At 51.8% G+C, this 16,136-nt stretch carries 12 protein-coding genes and 1 pseudogene; 6 read left to right on the top strand and 7 right to left on the bottom strand.

Going from position 1 to position 16,136, the window contains the following annotated elements; translation table 11 throughout:
* Positions 1–331: 331 nt before the first annotated feature.
* The 3 genes from fruB to fruA are packed head-to-tail and all read left to right on the top strand — an operon-like array spanning position 332 to position 4,105.
* Positions 332–1,462, top strand: a complete 1,131-nt coding sequence (gene fruB / locus ACHHZ7_RS02535) for a fused PTS fructose transporter subunit IIA/HPr protein (protein ID WP_060683530.1) — start codon at positions 332–334, stop codon at positions 1,460–1,462.
* A complete protein-coding gene (fruK, locus tag ACHHZ7_RS02530; protein WP_003834544.1) occupies positions 1,462–2,400 on the top strand; it encodes a 1-phosphofructokinase in 939 nt (312 codons plus the stop codon). The genes fruB and fruK overlap by 1 nt, the downstream gene beginning before the upstream one ends.
* A 16-nt stretch (positions 2,401–2,416) precedes the next feature.
* Positions 2,417–4,105 (top strand): PTS fructose transporter subunit IIBC, encoded by a 1,689-nt coding sequence (gene fruA / locus ACHHZ7_RS02525; RefSeq protein ID WP_060683531.1) that lies wholly within the window; start codon positions 2,417–2,419, stop codon positions 4,103–4,105.
* 106 nt (positions 4,106–4,211) lie between these two features.
* Here the strand turns inward: fruA and ACHHZ7_RS02520 are convergent, their stop codons facing one another.
* Together ACHHZ7_RS02520 and ACHHZ7_RS02515 are read right to left on the bottom strand one after the other, a co-directional pair.
* Complete coding sequence (locus ACHHZ7_RS02520) at positions 4,212–5,510, bottom strand: anaerobic C4-dicarboxylate transporter (protein WP_008785273.1); 1,299 nt, start codon at positions 5,508–5,510, stop codon at positions 4,212–4,214.
* A 75-nt stretch (positions 5,511–5,585) separates the two neighbouring features.
* Positions 5,586–6,305: an aspartate/glutamate racemase family protein gene (locus ACHHZ7_RS02515; protein ID WP_060683532.1), complete on the bottom strand. Its 720-nt coding sequence runs from the start codon at positions 6,303–6,305 to the stop codon at positions 5,586–5,588.
* 352 nt (positions 6,306–6,657) lie between these two features.
* Between ACHHZ7_RS02515 and hypT the strand changes: the two genes are divergently transcribed.
* Complete coding sequence (hypT, locus tag ACHHZ7_RS02510; RefSeq protein WP_020996669.1) at positions 6,658–7,569, top strand: hypochlorite stress DNA-binding transcriptional regulator HypT; 912 nt, start codon at positions 6,658–6,660, stop codon at positions 7,567–7,569.
* Between the two features lie 32 nt (positions 7,570–7,601).
* On the opposite strand, the gene nfo is transcribed toward hypT, so the two are convergent.
* Positions 7,602–8,459 carry a deoxyribonuclease IV gene (gene nfo / locus ACHHZ7_RS02505; RefSeq protein WP_032944004.1) on the bottom strand — a complete coding sequence of 286 codons (858 nt, stop codon included), beginning with the start codon at positions 8,457–8,459 and terminating at the stop codon, positions 7,602–7,604.
* Positions 8,460–8,530: 71 nt separating this feature from the next.
* Complete coding sequence (locus ACHHZ7_RS02500) at positions 8,531–9,580, bottom strand: YeiH family protein (RefSeq protein ID WP_008785269.1); 1,050 nt, start codon at positions 9,578–9,580, stop codon at positions 8,531–8,533.
* Positions 9,581–9,895: 315 nt separating this feature from the next.
* On the opposite strand from ACHHZ7_RS02500, the gene yieE reads away from it, so the two are divergent.
* Complete coding sequence (gene yieE / locus ACHHZ7_RS02495; protein WP_003834519.1) at positions 9,896–10,777, top strand: DNA-binding transcriptional regulator YeiE; 882 nt, start codon at positions 9,896–9,898, stop codon at positions 10,775–10,777.
* 195 nt (positions 10,778–10,972) lie between these two features.
* A complete protein-coding gene (gene lysP / locus ACHHZ7_RS02490; protein WP_003834517.1) occupies positions 10,973–12,442 on the top strand; it encodes a lysine-specific permease in 1,470 nt (489 codons plus the stop codon).
* A gap of 65 nt (positions 12,443–12,507) precedes the next feature.
* Here lysP and ACHHZ7_RS02485 read toward each other — a convergent pair whose 3' ends face one another.
* From ACHHZ7_RS02485 to ACHHZ7_RS02475, 3 genes and pseudogenes are all read right to left on the bottom strand, one after another.
* Positions 12,508–14,493, bottom strand: coding sequence for a ligand-gated channel protein (locus ACHHZ7_RS02485; protein WP_060683533.1), 1,986 nt, complete (start codon positions 14,491–14,493; stop codon positions 12,508–12,510).
* Between the two features lie 334 nt (positions 14,494–14,827).
* Positions 14,828–16,015 (bottom strand): annotated as a pseudogene (locus ACHHZ7_RS02480) (MFS transporter); the annotation flags it as partial.
* Between the two features lie 9 nt (positions 16,016–16,024).
* On the bottom strand, positions 16,025–16,136 hold a 112-nt coding region (locus ACHHZ7_RS02475), incomplete at its 5' end, for an IS1 family transposase (RefSeq protein ID WP_001691633.1).

Here is a 16,136-nt window from a genome sequence, read left to right as displayed (position 1 = left end):
CGCCGCTTGTCAGAAAATAAACAGGGAGCCAAATCAAAATCGGCATCAAAAATCAAAATAGCATTTCAGTCAAAGAATGCTGTTTGCTGACGTTGCTGAATCTGACAAGCTGACGGCGTTTTTGCGTCAGCATTTTTTTCTCCTCCGCAGAGAAAATGTGCGTTATCTCTAAATTCAGCAAGTAATTTGTCAACTTTACTTGTGTGCTGAAGAAAAAAGAGCAAGACTTCTTGAAACGTTTCAGCGTCATCTTGCCTTAACTGATGGAGTCGGGTGACGCCTTTTTTCTCATGTTGGCTGAATCGTTTCAATTCAGCGGGAGAGGAGAATCATGTTCCAGTTATCTGTTCAGGATATTCACCCGGGCGAACAGGCCGGGAATAAAGAAGAGGCTATTCGCCAGGTTGCCGCTGCCTTAGTGCAGGCGGGTAACGTCGCGGAAGGCTACGTCGATGGCATGCTGGCGCGCGAACAACAGACGTCCACGTTCCTCGGCAACGGTATTGCGATTCCTCACGGTACGACGGACACGCGCGATCAGGTACTGAAAACCGGTGTGCAGGTATTTCAGTTTCCGCAAGGCGTGACCTGGGGCGAAGGGCAGGTTGCTTATGTGGCAATCGGCATCGCCGCAAGCTCTGATGAACACCTCGGTTTACTGCGTCAGCTGACACACGTGCTGAGCGACGACTCCGTCGCTGAACAGCTGAAATCTGTGACCACGGCGGAAGAACTGCGTGCGCTGCTGATGGGTGAAAAGCAAAGTGAGCAGCTGAAGCTTGATAACGAAACGCTGTCGCTGGATGTCGTGGCCAACTCGCTGGTGACGCTGCAGGCACTCAACGCGGCACGGCTGAAAGAAGTCGGTGCGGTTGACGCCACCTTTGTGGCCAGAGCAATCAATGAGCACCCGATGAATCTTGGTCAGGGGATCTGGCTGAATGACTGTGCTGAAGGTAACGTGCGTAGCGCCGTTGCGGTCAGCCGTGCAGCAACAGCGTTCGATGTACAAGGTGAAGCGGCAGCCCTGCTGGTGACCGTCGCCATGAATGACGATCAACCGGTTGCGGTGCTGAAGCGCCTTGGCGATCTGCTGCTGAATAATAAAGCTGACCGTTTGTTGAAAGCTGATGCGGCAACGGTGCTGGCACTGCTGGCCAGCGATGACGCCTTAACTGATGATGTACTGAGCGCCGAATTTATTGTGCGCAATGAGCATGGTTTACATGCCCGCCCGGGCACCATGCTGGTGAATACGATTAAACAATTTAACAGTGAAATTACCGTGACAAATCTTGATGGAACCGGCAAGCCGGCGAATGGACGCAGTCTGATGAAAGTTGTGGCGTTAGGCGTGAAGAAAGGACATCACCTGCGCTTTACTGCACAGGGTGAAGATGCTGAACAGGCGCTGAAGGCGATTGGCGAAGCCATCGCGGCAGGTCTTGGGGAGGGCGCGTAATGAGCAGACGTGTTGCTACTATCACCCTTAACCCGGCCTACGACCTGGTGGGCTTCTGCCCGGAAATTGAACGCGGTGAAGTGAACCTGGTTAAAACCACCGGTCTGCATGCGGCAGGGAAAGGGATCAACGTCGCTAAGGTTTTGAAGGATTTAGGTATCGATGTCACTGTGGGTGGCTTCCTGGGTAAAGACAACCAGGATGGTTTTCAGCAGTTGTTCAGCGAGCTGGGCATTGCCAACCGTTTTCAGGTCGTGCAGGGCCGTACCCGTATTAACGTCAAGCTGACCGAAAAAGATGGTGAAGTATCTGACTTCAACTTCTCCGGCTTTGAAGTCACCCCGGCTGACTGGGAACGCTTTGTAAATGATTCGCTGAGCTGGCTGGGGCAATTCGACATGGTGTGCGTCAGCGGCAGTTTGCCAACCGGCGTGAGCCCGGAAGCCTTTACCGACTGGATGACGCGCCTGCGTAGTCAGTGTCCTTGCATTATCTTTGATAGTAGTCGTGAAGCGTTGGTAGCAGGTCTGAAAGCGGCACCATGGCTGGTGAAGCCAAACCGTCGCGAGCTGGAAATCTGGGCCGGTCGCAAGCTGCCGGAAATGAAAGATGTGATTGAAGCGGCGCATGCGCTCCGTGAACAGGGGATCGCCCATGTGGTGATTTCACTCGGCGCAGAAGGTGCGCTGTGGGTTAACGCCTCAGGTGAGTGGATTGCTAAACCGCCGTCAGTTGAGGTGGTCAGCACCGTCGGCGCGGGTGATTCAATGGTTGGCGGTCTGATTTACGGTCTGCTGATGCGTGAGTCCAGCGAACATACCCTGCGTCTGGCGACGGCTGTTGCCGCCCTGGCGGTAAGCCAAAGTAATGTAGGCATTACCGATCGTCCTCAGTTGGCCGCAATGATGGCGCGTGTCGACTTAAAACCGTTTAACTGACAGCAGGAGAGGCATAATGAAAACGCTGCTGATTATTGACGCTAATCTCGGCCAGGCTCGCGCTTACATGGCGAAAACCCTGCTTGGAGCGGCGGCACAGAAAGCACATCTGGAAATTATTGATAATCCGAATGATGCCGAACTGGCAATTGTTCTGGGCGATACGCTTCCTGCCGACAGTTCGCTGAACGGCAAAAAAGTCTGGCTGGGCGACATTGGTCGTGCGGTTGCGCATCCTGAACTCTTCCTCAGCGAAGCTAAAGGCCATGCAAAGCCCTACAGCGCCCCGGTTGCAACAGCACCTGTGGCCAGCAGTGGTCCAAAACGCGTGGTGGCGGTGACGGCGTGTCCGACCGGTGTTGCTCATACGTTTATGGCCGCTGAAGCGATTGAAACAGAAGCGAAAAAACGAGGCTGGTGGGTGAAGGTTGAAACCCGAGGTTCTGTTGGCGCAGGTAATGCCATTACGCCGGAAGAAGTGGCTCAGGCTGATCTGGTGATTGTGGCCGCTGACATTGAAGTTGATCTGGCGAAGTTTGCCGGCAAACCGATGTACCGCACCTCTACCGGTCTTGCGTTGAAGAAAACCAAGCTGGAGCTGGACAAAGCGCTGGAAGAAGCAACACCGTACCAGCCAACCGGTAAAGCGCAGACTTCAGCAACCGAAAGTAAGAAAGAGAGCGCGGGGGCGTATCGTCACCTGCTGACGGGCGTCTCTTACATGCTGCCGATGGTGGTTGCTGGCGGTCTGTGTATTGCACTCTCGTTCGCTTTTGGTATCGAAGCGTTTAAAGAGCAGGGGACGCTGGCGGCGGCGCTGATGCAGATTGGCGGTGGTTCAGCCTTCGCGCTGATGGTGCCGGTACTGGCAGGTTATATCGCGTTTTCCATCGCTGACCGTCCGGGTCTGACGCCGGGTCTTATCGGCGGTATGCTGGCGGTAAGCACCGGTTCCGGCTTTATTGGCGGGATTATTGCTGGTTTCCTTGCCGGTTATGTGGCGAAGCTTATCAGCACGAAGCTGAAACTCCCACAGAGTATGGAAGCGCTGAAACCGATCCTGATCATTCCGCTGTTCTCAAGCCTGGTGGTTGGTCTGGCCATGATTTACCTGATCGGCAAACCGGTGGCGGGTATTCTGGAAGGTTTGACTCACTGGCTGCAAACCATGGGTACGGCCAATGCGGTGCTGCTTGGCGCGATTCTTGGCGGCATGATGTGTACCGACATGGGTGGTCCGGTTAACAAGGCGGCGTATGCTTTCGGTGTGGGTCTGCTGAGTACGCAAACTTATGCGCCTATGGCAGCCATCATGGCTGCGGGTATGGTACCTCCGCTGGCTCTGGGTCTGGCGACGCTGGTTGCGCGTCGTAAGTTCGACAAAGCGCAGCAGGAAGGCGGTAAAGCTGCTCTGGTACTGGGCCTGTGCTTTATCACCGAAGGGGCAATCCCGTTCGCTGCCCGTGACCCAATGCGCGTTCTGCCTTGCTGTATCGTTGGTGGTGCGATTACCGGGGCTATCTCGATGGCGGTGGGTGCGAAGCTGATGGCGCCACACGGCGGGCTGTTTGTCCTGTTAATCCCAGGCGCAATCACGCCGGTGTTAGGATACCTGCTGGCAATTATTGCCGGTACGCTGGTAGCCGGTCTCTCCTACGCGGTGCTGAAGCGCCCGGAAGCTGAGGTTGTGGCAAAGGCGGCCTGATTTAACGTCGATACCAGGGGCAGAGAATTCTCTGCCCCTTTTTTATGTTTTTACCTATACCGTTGCAGCATCGCCACAATAATCCATCCAGCCTTAATAAAACGGGTCAGGCAATCATTGGCGCGATGATAAAACCAAAGGCAACGCCAGCAATGATCCCACCCAGTCCTGGCAGCATAAACGGATGGTTTAAGACATACTTGCCCACGCGCGTTGTCCCTGTGGTGTCGAACTCCATTGCCGCCAGAGAAGTCGGGTATGTTGGTAGAACAAACACCCCGGTTACCGCCACATAGGAGGCCAGAATTGCCCATGTAGGCACGCCGAGCGCAACGGCCAGAGGGATGATCAGCGGCGTGGTGGCGCCTTGCGAGTAGAGAAGCGCGCAGGTACCAAACAGCACCAGTGCCAACAGCATGGGATAAGCCCGTAGAATATCGCCTGCGATATCCTTAATCTCCGCTAAGTGGGCATCAATGAAGGTCGTTCCCAGTGTAACAATCCCGAGAATGACCGCCAGTGAACTCATCCCTGATCGAAACGTGGATGTCAGGACAATAGCATCGGTTGATGTTTTGCATAACACCACCATCAGGCAAGCGGCAGCCAACATACAGATAATGATGATATCCCGGGTATTCATTGGGTTGCCTGCATCGAATCCAGGGCGTAGCTGCGGGCAGGCGGCAAGAATAACGATGACGACCGTTGCCAGCATAAACAGGGCGACTGAGAGTTTGGCACCCGGCGTAGTGCTGTTTTGCCCTTCATATTTACGCACTAATCCTTTTTGCAGGCGTTCCAGATAGACTTCATCATCCTGTAGCTCGCATCCCTGACGTGAGGCGATAAAAGCGGCGACCATCGCGGCGACAAACGAAGCTGGCAGACATACCGCCATGACCTGAATAAAAGTGATACCGTTGCCTTCCATAATGGTCAGCATAGCCGCCATTGCGGCACTGATCGGCGAACCGGATATCGCCACCTGGGAGGCGACTACGGATCCGGCGAGCGTACGAGAAGGGCGGATACCGGACTCTTTGGCGACTTCGGCAATCACTGGCAGGGTAGAAAATACAATGAACCCTGTTCCGGCCATAATGGTCATCGACCAGGTGATAATCGGTGCAATAATATTGATATATTTGGGGTTACGCCGCATGAAATTACCGGCAACGCGAACCAGATAATCCATACCTCCTGCGGCCTGTAGCGCCGATGCTGCCACGACAACTGTCATAATAATGAGGATAACGTCAACGGGTGGCGAGCCAATTTGCAGATCAAATCCCAACGTTAAAATAGCCAGCCCCAGACCACCGCATAAACCGATACCTATTCCGCCGAGGCGGATACCAAAAAATATTGCACCCAACACGACGATAATTTCTAACCAAACCATAATGGCCTCCGCCAGAGAATAATTTGTTATTAAAATAAGTGGTTGTTTAATGCTTTATTAATCTGGTGACGGCTGTTATTGCGCCAGAAGATGATGTTTGCCAACTCGTTTTTCGTACCATTTAATACCGGCGCGAACTAATGATCCGGTTGAGTCAATATATTTATCTGGAGACTTTTTGACTGCGTCGGCAAGAATGACGGGGACTTCAGTACATCCCAGTACAATGATTTGTGCGCCGCGTGAGAAGAGCACTTCAGCCTGTTCATTCATCAGCGTTTGTGCCCGCTTAAGGTCGCCAGCTTTTAAGCAATAAATACTTTCCATGACCTTTTCCTGACCGGATGAATCAGGACTGATGCAGGTTAAACCAAGAGATTCTATGCCTTTTTGGTAGAGTCCCATGTAAAGGGTGGCGTTAGTAGCAAGTAAACCGATACGTGATTTTCCGCAGTTTTTGACCTCATTCATGGTTGTTTCAACGATACTGAGTAACTCTGTATGACAGCACTCTTTTAATTCATTAAACCAAAAATGGGCGGTATTACAGGGGATCACAATACACTCCGCACCAGCATCTTCCAGTTTGTGCATATAATCACGCATTGCCGGAAGTGGGGAATGACCATGATGCATTAACGCATCAGTTCGGTCTGGAATATCAGGGATGGATGAAATAATTAATGGAATATGTTCCTGATCGCGTTGCGCTGCGGTAAAGGTGACGAATTTATTAAAAAGATCGACGGTTGCAGCAGGCCCCATACCACCAAGTACGCCAATTAAACCTTTCACGATATATACCTCTATTTACCGATTTTTAATATTCAGAGCTGGTGTCTATCTGGTGCTTATGTTTAACAGCAGAGTGTCGTGAGGAGAAATGCAATAATGTTTGGTTCAATGCAAAAAACGCATGAGCGTGATGTCTTTTACCACCTCAGCAGGCCGGTAATCAGCCAGAGGCCCGTCATTGAGCGGTGAATGAGCGGTCGTAGTCGATGGGTAAAGAAACATGTTAATGTCAAAAACGAAGGTATTATGCAAAAAACGAATCACCAGATGCTGATGTTGAATATCATCTCCGGGAATATTCAGGCATGATGCTTAAGACTAATCGACATATTTAAACATCCGCGTGACAGGCATGAAAAATATCGAGACAAAATGGTTATATGATTTTCTAACGCTGGAAGCGTGTCGTCATTTTTCTCAGGCCGCAGAGGAGCGCAACCTATCCCAACCGGCATTTAGTCGGCGGATCAAGGCGCTCGAATCCGCTGTTGGGGTGCTGCTGTTTGACCGTACGACAAGTCCACTGCAGCTGACGGAGGAGGGTAAGTTATTCCATTCGCAGACCCGTAGCCTGCTACAACAGCTGGAATGCAATTTAGATGAGTTAAGCGGTCACAACCTGCTTGGCGTTCCCAATATCAAAATAGCGGCGGCACATTCTCTGTCGCTGACGATGTTGCCCAGATTAGTACATTCAATGTCGGCATGGGGGGAAGAATTTGTTTACCACGTCGAAGCGATTGACGTAGTCCAGGCGGTGAATACGCTGCGCGAGGGGAAAAGTGATTTTATTATCTCCTTTCGCGATGAAGACTTAATGCAGTCACCTTTCTGCGGCTTGAAGGTTTTTGAGTCTGAGCTGTATCCCGTCTGTGCTGCGGATGCACAGGGTAAGGCGTTGTTTGATATCTATCAGCCGCAGGTGCCGATTCTGAACTATACCAGCACTTCCTACATGGGAAGATTGGTTAACCGTCACCTGGCGGAGGTGGGCAGTATTTCAGCGCGTACGCTGTTTATGTCTTCGATGAGTGAGCTATTGAAAAATATGGCATTGGATGGTCATGGTATCGCCTGGCTGCCAGCGTGGACGATCGTGAACGAACTACGGGATAAGCGCCTGGTTTGTCTGGACACGCCGGAGTTGATGGTGCCAATTCAGGCCTATATTTACCGAATGGATACCCGTTTGAATAAAACGGCTGAGCATTTCTGGCGGATTTTGTACAACCATATGCCAGAGGATCTGGTTACGCTCACTTGATACGCGCCAGCTTGTCTGGCGCGCGGAGATCGTTACGCCACTGCTTTTTCTGTTTGCTGGGCTTTCAGCCAGGCGATCTCTTCGGCCCATATATCCGGATTAATGGTTTCCAGTACCAGCGGAATACCGTCAAATCGATTATCCTGCATAATCCAACGGAAGGCATCATGGCCAATATTGCCTTCACCCAGGCTGTGATGACGGTCAACGCGACTGCCAAACGCGCTCTTGGCGTCGTTCAGGTGCATACCGCGTAGATACTTGAAACCGACAATACGTTCAAATTCCGCAAACGTCTTTTCGCACTCTTCTGCGGAACGCAAATCGTACCCCGCCGCGAAAGCGTGGCAGGTATCAATACAAACGCCAACACGGGACTTATCTTCGACGCCGTCGATAATGGCGGCCAGGTGCTCAAACTTGAATCCCAGATTACTACCTTGTCCGGCGGTATTTTCGATAACTGCCGTTACGCCCTGGGTCTGAGCGAGGACGATGTTGATGGATTCGGCAATGCGCGCCAGACATTCATCTTCCGGGATCTGCATCAAATGGCTGCCCGGGTGAAAGTTCAGCAGGGATAAGCCAAGCAGTTCACAGCGTTGCATTTCATCAAGAAACGCATCACGCGATTTTTCCAGCGCATCGCTGACCGGGTGACCGAGGTTAATCAGGTAACTGTCGTGAGGCAGGATTTGTGCGGAGGTGTAGTGGTACTTCTCGCAGGCAGATTTGAAATCATCAATGATTTCGGTGGTTAGCGGCGCAGCACGCCACTGGCGTTGATTCTTGGTGAACAGGGCGAATGCGGTCGCTTCGATTTCTGCGGCTCGAATAGCGGCGTTAGCCAGACCGCCAGCGGCGCTTACGTGCGCTCCGATGTATTTCATAAATTTAACCCGCCATACTCAAATACAAAAAGGGAGAGTATAGCGGGTTAATGGAGGTGAGTCGTGATCGTTTATGCCATCAGGGCGTGGACAGCGACGTTAATCGCACCACCACCGACAATCAGCCAGACAAACAGCAGCAGGGCCATCAGTAACGGTTTGGCACCGGCTTTTTTCAGTGCGCTAACGTGAGTGGTTAACCCCAGTGCAGCCATTGCCATTGCCAGCAAAATGGTGTCCAGCGTTACCAGCATGTTCACAACCGACTGCGGCAGCAGGTGGAACGAGTTAAAAATCGCGACCACAATGAACAGGATGGCAAACCATGGAATAGTGATTTTGCTTTTCTCACCGCCCGTAGCCGGAGACAACTGTTTAACGCGTGCGGCCAGGAGGATGAGGAACGGTGCCAGCATCATGACACGCAGCATTTTGGCAATAACCGCGGCGTTTTCTGCATCCGGGTTAATGGCGTGCCCGGCAGCCACTACCTGTGCTACTTCATGCATGGTGGAACCAATGTAAATGCCGTAGGTTTCTGGGCTAAACCAGTGTGCCAGCAGCGGATACATTGCCGGATACAGGAAGATAGCGATGGTACCGAAGATCACCACGGTGGCGACAGCGACGGTTACCTTACTGGCTTCCGCTTTCACTACCGGCTCGGTTGCCAGCACGGCGGCGGCCCCACAAATGCTGCTCCCCGCACCAATCAGCCAACTGGTGTGGCGGTCCAGACCAAACACTTTCTGCCCCAGGAAGCAGGCAATCAAAAAGGTACTGCTCAGCGTTAACACATCAATCACGATACCGCTGACGCCGACGTCAGCAATTTGCGCGAAGGTGAGGCGGAAGCCGTAGAGGATGATCCCCAAACGTAATAAATGTTGTTTAGCAAACAGCACGCCGCCGTCACAGCTTTTCCAGATGTGCGGATAGACGGTGTTGCCGAGGACCATCCCCAACAAGATTGCTAAGGTGAGGGCGCTGAACCCGGCACCTGCGACGGCGGGAATAGATCCACCCCATAAGGCGACCCCAGTGATAACTGCACTCAGGGCAAGCCCCGGAATAAAATGCCACGCTGTACGACGATGAGTCTGCAAGGTGAGTTCTGTCATATCCTTCTCCTTTATCTGGGTAAAAGAGTACGGCGAAGTGGTTTAAAAATAAAATTGATTATATATTTATAATTAATCTATATAAGTGGTATACCCATCATACTTCAAGTTGCATGTGCGTTGGCTGCGCTCGTTCACCCCAGTCACGTACTTAAGTACGCTCCCGGGGATTAATGAGGGACATCCATGTCCCTCACCAGAGGCCAGCCTTTGGCTGGTCAAATTCGTTCCTGACGAATTTGTCTCTCTCTTGCCGCCTTCCTGCAACTCGAATTTTTTAGGGTATAAGTAACGGATATCCGGTGGAAAACGACTATGCATATCACCTTGCGACAACTTGAAGTGTTTGCTGAGGTACTAAAAAGCGGTTCAACGACCCAGGCGTCTGTCATGCTGGCATTGTCGCAATCGGCGGTGAGTGCGGCACTTACCGATCTGGAAGGGCAACTCGGCGTGCAACTGTTTGACCGCGTCGGCAAACGGCTAGTGGTCAATGAGCACGGGCGTTTGCTCTACCCACGAGCGTTGGCGTTACTTGAGCAAACGACCGAAATCGAGCAGCTTTTTCGCGAAGATAATGGTGCCATTCGGGTCTATGCCAGTAGCACCATTGGTAACTATATCTTGCCTGCTATGATCGCCCGCTATCGGCAGGATTTTCCTGATTTGCCGCTCGAGCTGAGCGTGGGTAACAGTCAGGATGTGATCAATGCTGTGCTTGATTTTCGGGTAGACATTGGGCTGATCGAAGGGCCGTGTCACAGTACTGAAATTATCTCTGAACCGTGGCTGGAAGACGAGCTGGTGGTGTTTGCCGCACCGTCGTCACCGCTCACAAAGGGGCCTGTTACGCTGGAACAGCTGGCGGCTTCGCCGTGGATCCTGCGTGAGCGAGGATCCGGTACGCGTGAACTGGTGGATTACCTGCTGTTGTCTCATCTGCCGAGATTTCAGATGGCAATGGAGTTGGGTAACTCAGAGGCCATTAAGCATGCGGTACGCCATGGTCTCGGGATCAGCTGCTTGTCGCGTCGGGTCATTGCGGAGCAGCTGCAGGCGGGAACGCTGAGCGAAGTTCCCGTGCCGCTGCCGCGTTTAGTCCGCACTCTCTGGCGCGTGCATCACAGGCAAAAACACATCTCCAATGCCATTACGCGATTTTTGCATTACAGCGACCAGGTCGAGCTGGGCGAATAGGGCGCTTACAGTCGTAAGGTCATCTCTTTATAGAGCGGCGGTTATATCTTAACCGCTGTGCGCCGCAAATTTTCTGCTTTACTTATAATCCGCGGCCAGTCATGAAGGTCTCTTATAACAGCGTATTTGTGCCGGAAGAATGCCATTTCGTCTGCTACAATCGCGCCTCATTTTTTGGATGGATAGCATTTTCACATGGTTTCCGAAACTAAAACCACAGAAGCGCCCACGCTACGTCGTGAACTGAAGGCGCGTCACCTGACGATGATTGCCATTGGAGGCTCCATCGGTACAGGTCTTTTCGTTGCATCTGGTGCAACTATTTCTGCAGCGGGTCCAGGCGGCGCGTTGTTCTCTTATATTCTGATCGGTCTGATGGTGTACTTCCTGATGACCAGCCTCGGTGAGCTGGCTGCCTATATGCCGGTTTCCGGCTCGTTTTCCACCTACGGTCAGAACTACGTAGAAGAGGGCTTTGGCTTCGCGCTGGGCTGGAACTACTGGTACAACTGGGCGGTAACGATTGCCGTTGACCTGGTGGCCGCACAGCTGGTGATGAGCTGGTGGTTCCCGGACACGCCGGGCTGGATCTGGAGTGCGCTGTTCCTCGGCGTTATCTTCCTGCTGAACTACATTTCCGTTCGCGGATTTGGTGAAGCGGAATATTGGTTCTCACTGATCAAAGTTACCACCGTCATTATCTTCATCGTGGTTGGCGTGATGATGATTTTCGGTATCTTCAAAGGCGCTCAGCCGGTGGGCTGGAGCAACTGGACGACCGGTGATGCACCGTTTGCCGGTGGTTTTGCTGCGATGATTGGCGTGGCGATGATAGTCGGCTTCTCCTTCCAGGGGACAGAGCTTATCGGTATCGCGGCTGGCGAATCTGAAGATCCTGAAAAGAACATTCCACGTGCGGTACGTCAGGTATTCTGGCGAATCCTGCTGTTCTATGTGTTCGCGATTTTGATTATCAGCCTGATCATTCCGTACACCGATCCAAGCCTGCTGCGTAACGATGTAAAAGACATCAGCGTTAGCCCGTTCACGCTGGTATTCCAGCATGCGGGTCTGCTGTCTGCGGCAGCGGTGATGAACGCAGTTATCCTGACGGCGGTGCTGTCGGCAGGTAACTCCGGGATGTACGCCTCCACGCGTATGCTTTATACCCTGGCATGTGACGGTAAAGCGCCGCGTATTTTCGGCAAACTGTCTCGTGGCGGCGTACCGCGTAACGCGCTGTATGCGACCACCGTGGTGGCGGGGCTGTGCTTCCTGACTTCAATGTTTGGCAACCAGACCGTGTATCTGTGGCTGCTGAATACTTCCGGGATGACGGGCTTTATCGCCTGGCTGGGGATTGCTATTAGCCACTATCGCTTCCGTCGCGGTTATGTGCTGCAGGGTCACGATGTGAAGGACCTGCCGTACCGTTCTGGCTTCTTCCCGCTGGGGCCGATCTTCGCCTTTGTGCTGTGCCTGATTATCACCCTGGGTCAGAACTACGAAGCGTTCCTGAAAGACAGCATTGACTGGGGCGGCGTGATGGCTACCTATATCGGTATCCCGCTGTTCCTGATTATCTGGTTTGGCTATAAGCTGACCAAAGGAACCCGTTTTGTTCGCTACAGCGAAATGAAATTCCCGGGTCGCGTGAAGAAGTAACAGTATAAAAAAGCATAACAAAAACCCCGGTATGATGAGTACCGGGGTTTTTTATTGCGTCAGACTTAGAAGCTGTAAGTCATGCCAACCGTGTAACGACGTCCATCAAGGACGGTGTCGTAGGTATCGTAATCGATTTGTTTATCCAGCACGTTATACACGCCAGCGGTCATCAACAGATCCTTGGTAGCATAGTAACGTAAACCAACGTCGACCTGAGTATAGGACGGGGTGCCCTGTGCCATAGAGGTTCGGCTCAGGTATTCAGACGTTTTCCCGCGCAGATTCAGACGGCTCCAGAAACCGAGATCCTGCGTAGCCTGCCAGTCCAGCGTCGTGTTAAACATATGCTTAGGCATTTTGTTCAACGGCTGGCCAGAGAACTGACCGCTTTTCTGCTCAGATTCCGTGTAGGTGTAGTTCGCGGTCCAGTTGACTTCGGAGGTTATTTTCCAGCCGAAGGTGGATTCTACGCCGCGCATATTGGCTTTATCGACGTTAACGCGATCGCTGACGAAGTCATAATGGGTGCCGCCGATGGTGCAGGCCGGATCGGAACTGCTGTTACAACGGCGAACTTCGGTGATTTTGTTTTTAAAGTCGGTATTGAACAACGTAACGCCTGCGTTGAGGTCGTTGCCGTTATCCCACAGTAAACCGATCTCTTCGCTGAGGCTTTTCTCTGGCTTCAGATCCGGGTTGCCGACAATGATTCCGTTCAGACGGCCACCGCCGGTAACCTGTCCCCAACTGGCAGAAGACTGGCGCAGATCCGGTGCACGATAGCCCGCGGAAACGCCACCTTTTAAGGTCCACTGATCGCTCAGATGCCATACGCCATAGCCGCGTGGCGTCCAGTTGTCACCGTAGTTTTCATCCTTATCCATACGCAGACCGCCGGTCAGCGTGAAGGTATCGGTTACGGCCCATTCATCTTCAGCAAACAGCGCCCAGCTCCAGCGAGTTAGTTTGTTAAGCCCATCAGCCGCTTGCAGCTGGTTACCGTTATCGCGCAGTTTTTCATAACGGTATTGCCCGCCTAGCGTCAGGGTGTGTGCCCCAAGGAAGACCTGGTTCTGGTTATTGAAAATCGTGTTGTAAGACTTCATCTGGCGACCGGGGTTATCGGTCTCTTCCTGCTGGACATAGCTGGTGGAGTTGAAGTCGTCGTAATAACCGCTGTGGGTTATTGAGTACGTGGTGTGCACATACTTGTTTTCGCTTTTACTGTTGGGCTTACAGCTTCCGTTACGGCAGTTTTCCTCTGCCATGGATTTGCCTGGCGTACTGTCGCGATCCTGCAATTCACGTGCGTAATCGAAATCGATGTCGTTTTTATCATCTGGCGTAAAGTTCAGGGTTAATCCCCCGCTACGCATACGCTGTTCATTGTAGCCATTTACGATTTCATCTTCTGCGCGGTGGGAGAATAATCCGGTCACCTTCGCGCCAAGTAATCCGTCAATCAGTGGTCCAGACGCATAGGCGTTGGTCTGGTAAATATCGCCGGAGTCTCTGTCTTCCTGGAAAGTGGCATCGCCGTGCAAAGAGCCGGTCCAGGCTTTAGTATTCGACACTTTTTTGGTGATGACGTTAATGACGCCGCCCATCGCATCAGAGCCATAGAGGGACGACATCGGGCCGCGGATTACCTCGATACGCTCGATGGATTCCAGCGGCGGCAGCCAACCTTGCTCAATACCTGAGTTGTCGCTGTTAGGACGTGTACCGCGGGTGCTGATGCGTTTACCGTTGACCAGGAAGAGTGTGTATTGCGAAGCCATACCGCGAATACTGATATCGCTACTGCTCCCCCCGCCAGTGACGACGACGCCAGGGACATCTTTTAGCGCATCGGTGACATCTCGATAGGCTTTGTCCTCAATCTGCTGCTTGGTAATAACAGATATTGAAGCCGGGGCATCCTGAATTTTCTGCTCGAAACCGGTAGCGGTAACGACCACGGTGTCTTGTTCAGCGGCATGGCCGAGTGATGGGAGGCAGGCGACGCATACTGCGGCAGCTACAGCCTTAACGTGAGGTATAGTCATTTGTATCATTCCATTTAAATGAATCAAACTGCGCGTCATGTGAAAGGCCATGACAATTGTATGTATTTGTCTTTTAAGGACTCTTTTCAGTAAAGAAGCGGGGGGATTGTACAAAAGTATGAATATTTGTAAACACAAATGATAATAGAAATCATTTGTGTTTGATATGATTTGGAGTGAAATGCTTTTTTAATCAATAAGATAGTGGGGGAAGAAAAAAGGAGAAAAAGTGAAGGAATGATGGAGAAATGAAGAGGGTGGGAATCATTTTTGATGCTGGAAGAACCTGGCTCAAGGACAGCGGCAATTGCACCGCTGTCCTGTTATGGCTTACTTATAACCGATGGAATTTGGCGAGTAAGGCCAGTGACAAGGTGGTTAACAGGATAGCGATCACGGCATAGAGATAGACTCCAGACCACTCCCAACTGTTCTTCACTAATATCACCGGTACGCCCGCTAGCGCCGCACCAACATAGCTAAACAATCCCCGGAAGCCGGTTATCGATCCCGCCGCATCTTTGTGAGTGACGTCCAGACAACCTACGGCAAAAAGCATATGTGGGCCGTACAGGGCGAAACCCATAATGGTGAAGAGAATGGCCGTAATGGTATATGAAGTATCCTGAACCAGTGGAATTAAGGTAATACATACGCACAACATTAATGCGAATATTAAACCTGTCATCCAGCGATTACTTTTAAACATAAAGTCCGATAAGTAACCTGCCAGTAAACCTCCGGCAAGTCCACCGGCTTCAAACCACGAGATAATGGAGTTGGCTTTAATCAGGCTCCAGCCATGCACCTGAGAATAGTAAATTTGCGGCCAGTCGTTGAGAATAGTGCGGGCAATATAAACCGACATATCACCAATGATGATAATCCACACCAGCGGGTTAATCAGGATATATTTAACGAAAATCTGCCAAAAGGAGAGGTTGACCGGACTGGCCTTAACCTGGGCAAGTTCTGTCGGATCCTTGCGCCATTCGCCAACGTTAGGCAAACCTAAGGTCCCGGGACGGTCTTTAATCGTAAAGAGCGCAATGATCCCCATCAGCAGGGAGATCGCGCCCGGTACATAAAAACCCATTTTCCAACTGCCGCTCCAGACAATCGCAAAACTGGTCAATAGTGGGGCGAGACTGCCGCCAATATTATGTGCCGCCTCAACGACCGCCCACCAACGCCCGCGTTCATTTTTGGAAAACCAGGATGCCATGATTTTTGCCATTGGTGGAAAACTGGTGCCCTGGAGGATAGCATTGAGGCTGTACAACACATAAAACGCGGCAACGCTGTCGGAAAAACCAAACAGAATATTAACGATCCCCACGCCAATGAGAACCGGGCCGGTCATGGCTTTCGGATTGATTTTATCAACCAGCATGCCGCCAACAAACTTCATTGAGCCATACAGGATGTAAAACAGTGAAGACATGATGGCAAAATCTTCTGCGGTCAGAGCGGTATCTGACAGCATGGCCGGCATGGCGGCTGAGAAGTTTTTACGGGTAATGACTCCAACTTATTGATAGTGTTTTATGTTCAGATAATGCCCGATGACTTTGTCATGCAGCTCCACCGATTTTGAGAACGACAGCGACTTCCGTCCCAGCCGTGCCAGGTGCTGCCTCAGA

Source organism: Citrobacter freundii complex sp. 2024EL-00216, assembly GCF_043945515.1.
Classification (GTDB): Bacteria; Pseudomonadota; Gammaproteobacteria; order Enterobacterales; family Enterobacteriaceae; genus Citrobacter; species Citrobacter portucalensis.
The sequence above is the reverse complement of the archived record's forward strand: the minus strand, read 5'-3'. Positions and strand labels throughout refer to the sequence as shown.

What these genes read in the sequence shown, in the direction of transcription:
- fruB (WP_060683530.1), top strand. Translation starts at nt 332, where the DNA reads ATGTTCCAGTTATCTGTTCAGGATATTCACCCGGGCGAACAGGCCGGG.
- fruK (WP_003834544.1), top strand. Translation starts at nt 1,462, where the DNA reads ATGAGCAGACGTGTTGCTACTATCACCCTTAACCCGGCCTACGACCTG.
- fruA (WP_060683531.1), top strand. Translation starts at nt 2,417, where the DNA reads ATGAAAACGCTGCTGATTATTGACGCTAATCTCGGCCAGGCTCGCGCT.
- ACHHZ7_RS02520 (WP_008785273.1), bottom strand. Translation starts at nt 5,510, where the DNA reads ATGGTTTGGTTAGAAATTATCGTCGTGTTGGGTGCAATATTTTTTGGT.
- hypT (WP_020996669.1), top strand. Translation starts at nt 6,658, where the DNA reads ATGAAAAATATCGAGACAAAATGGTTATATGATTTTCTAACGCTGGAA.
- nfo (WP_032944004.1), bottom strand. Translation starts at nt 8,459, where the DNA reads ATGAAATACATCGGAGCGCACGTAAGCGCCGCTGGCGGTCTGGCTAAC.
- ACHHZ7_RS02500 (WP_008785269.1), bottom strand. Translation starts at nt 9,580, where the DNA reads ATGACAGAACTCACCTTGCAGACTCATCGTCGTACAGCGTGGCATTTT.
- yieE (WP_003834519.1), top strand. Translation starts at nt 9,896, where the DNA reads ATGCATATCACCTTGCGACAACTTGAAGTGTTTGCTGAGGTACTAAAA.
- lysP (WP_003834517.1), top strand. Translation starts at nt 10,973, where the DNA reads ATGGTTTCCGAAACTAAAACCACAGAAGCGCCCACGCTACGTCGTGAA.
- ACHHZ7_RS02485 (WP_060683533.1), bottom strand. Translation starts at nt 14,493, where the DNA reads ATGACTATACCTCACGTTAAGGCTGTAGCTGCCGCAGTATGCGTCGCC.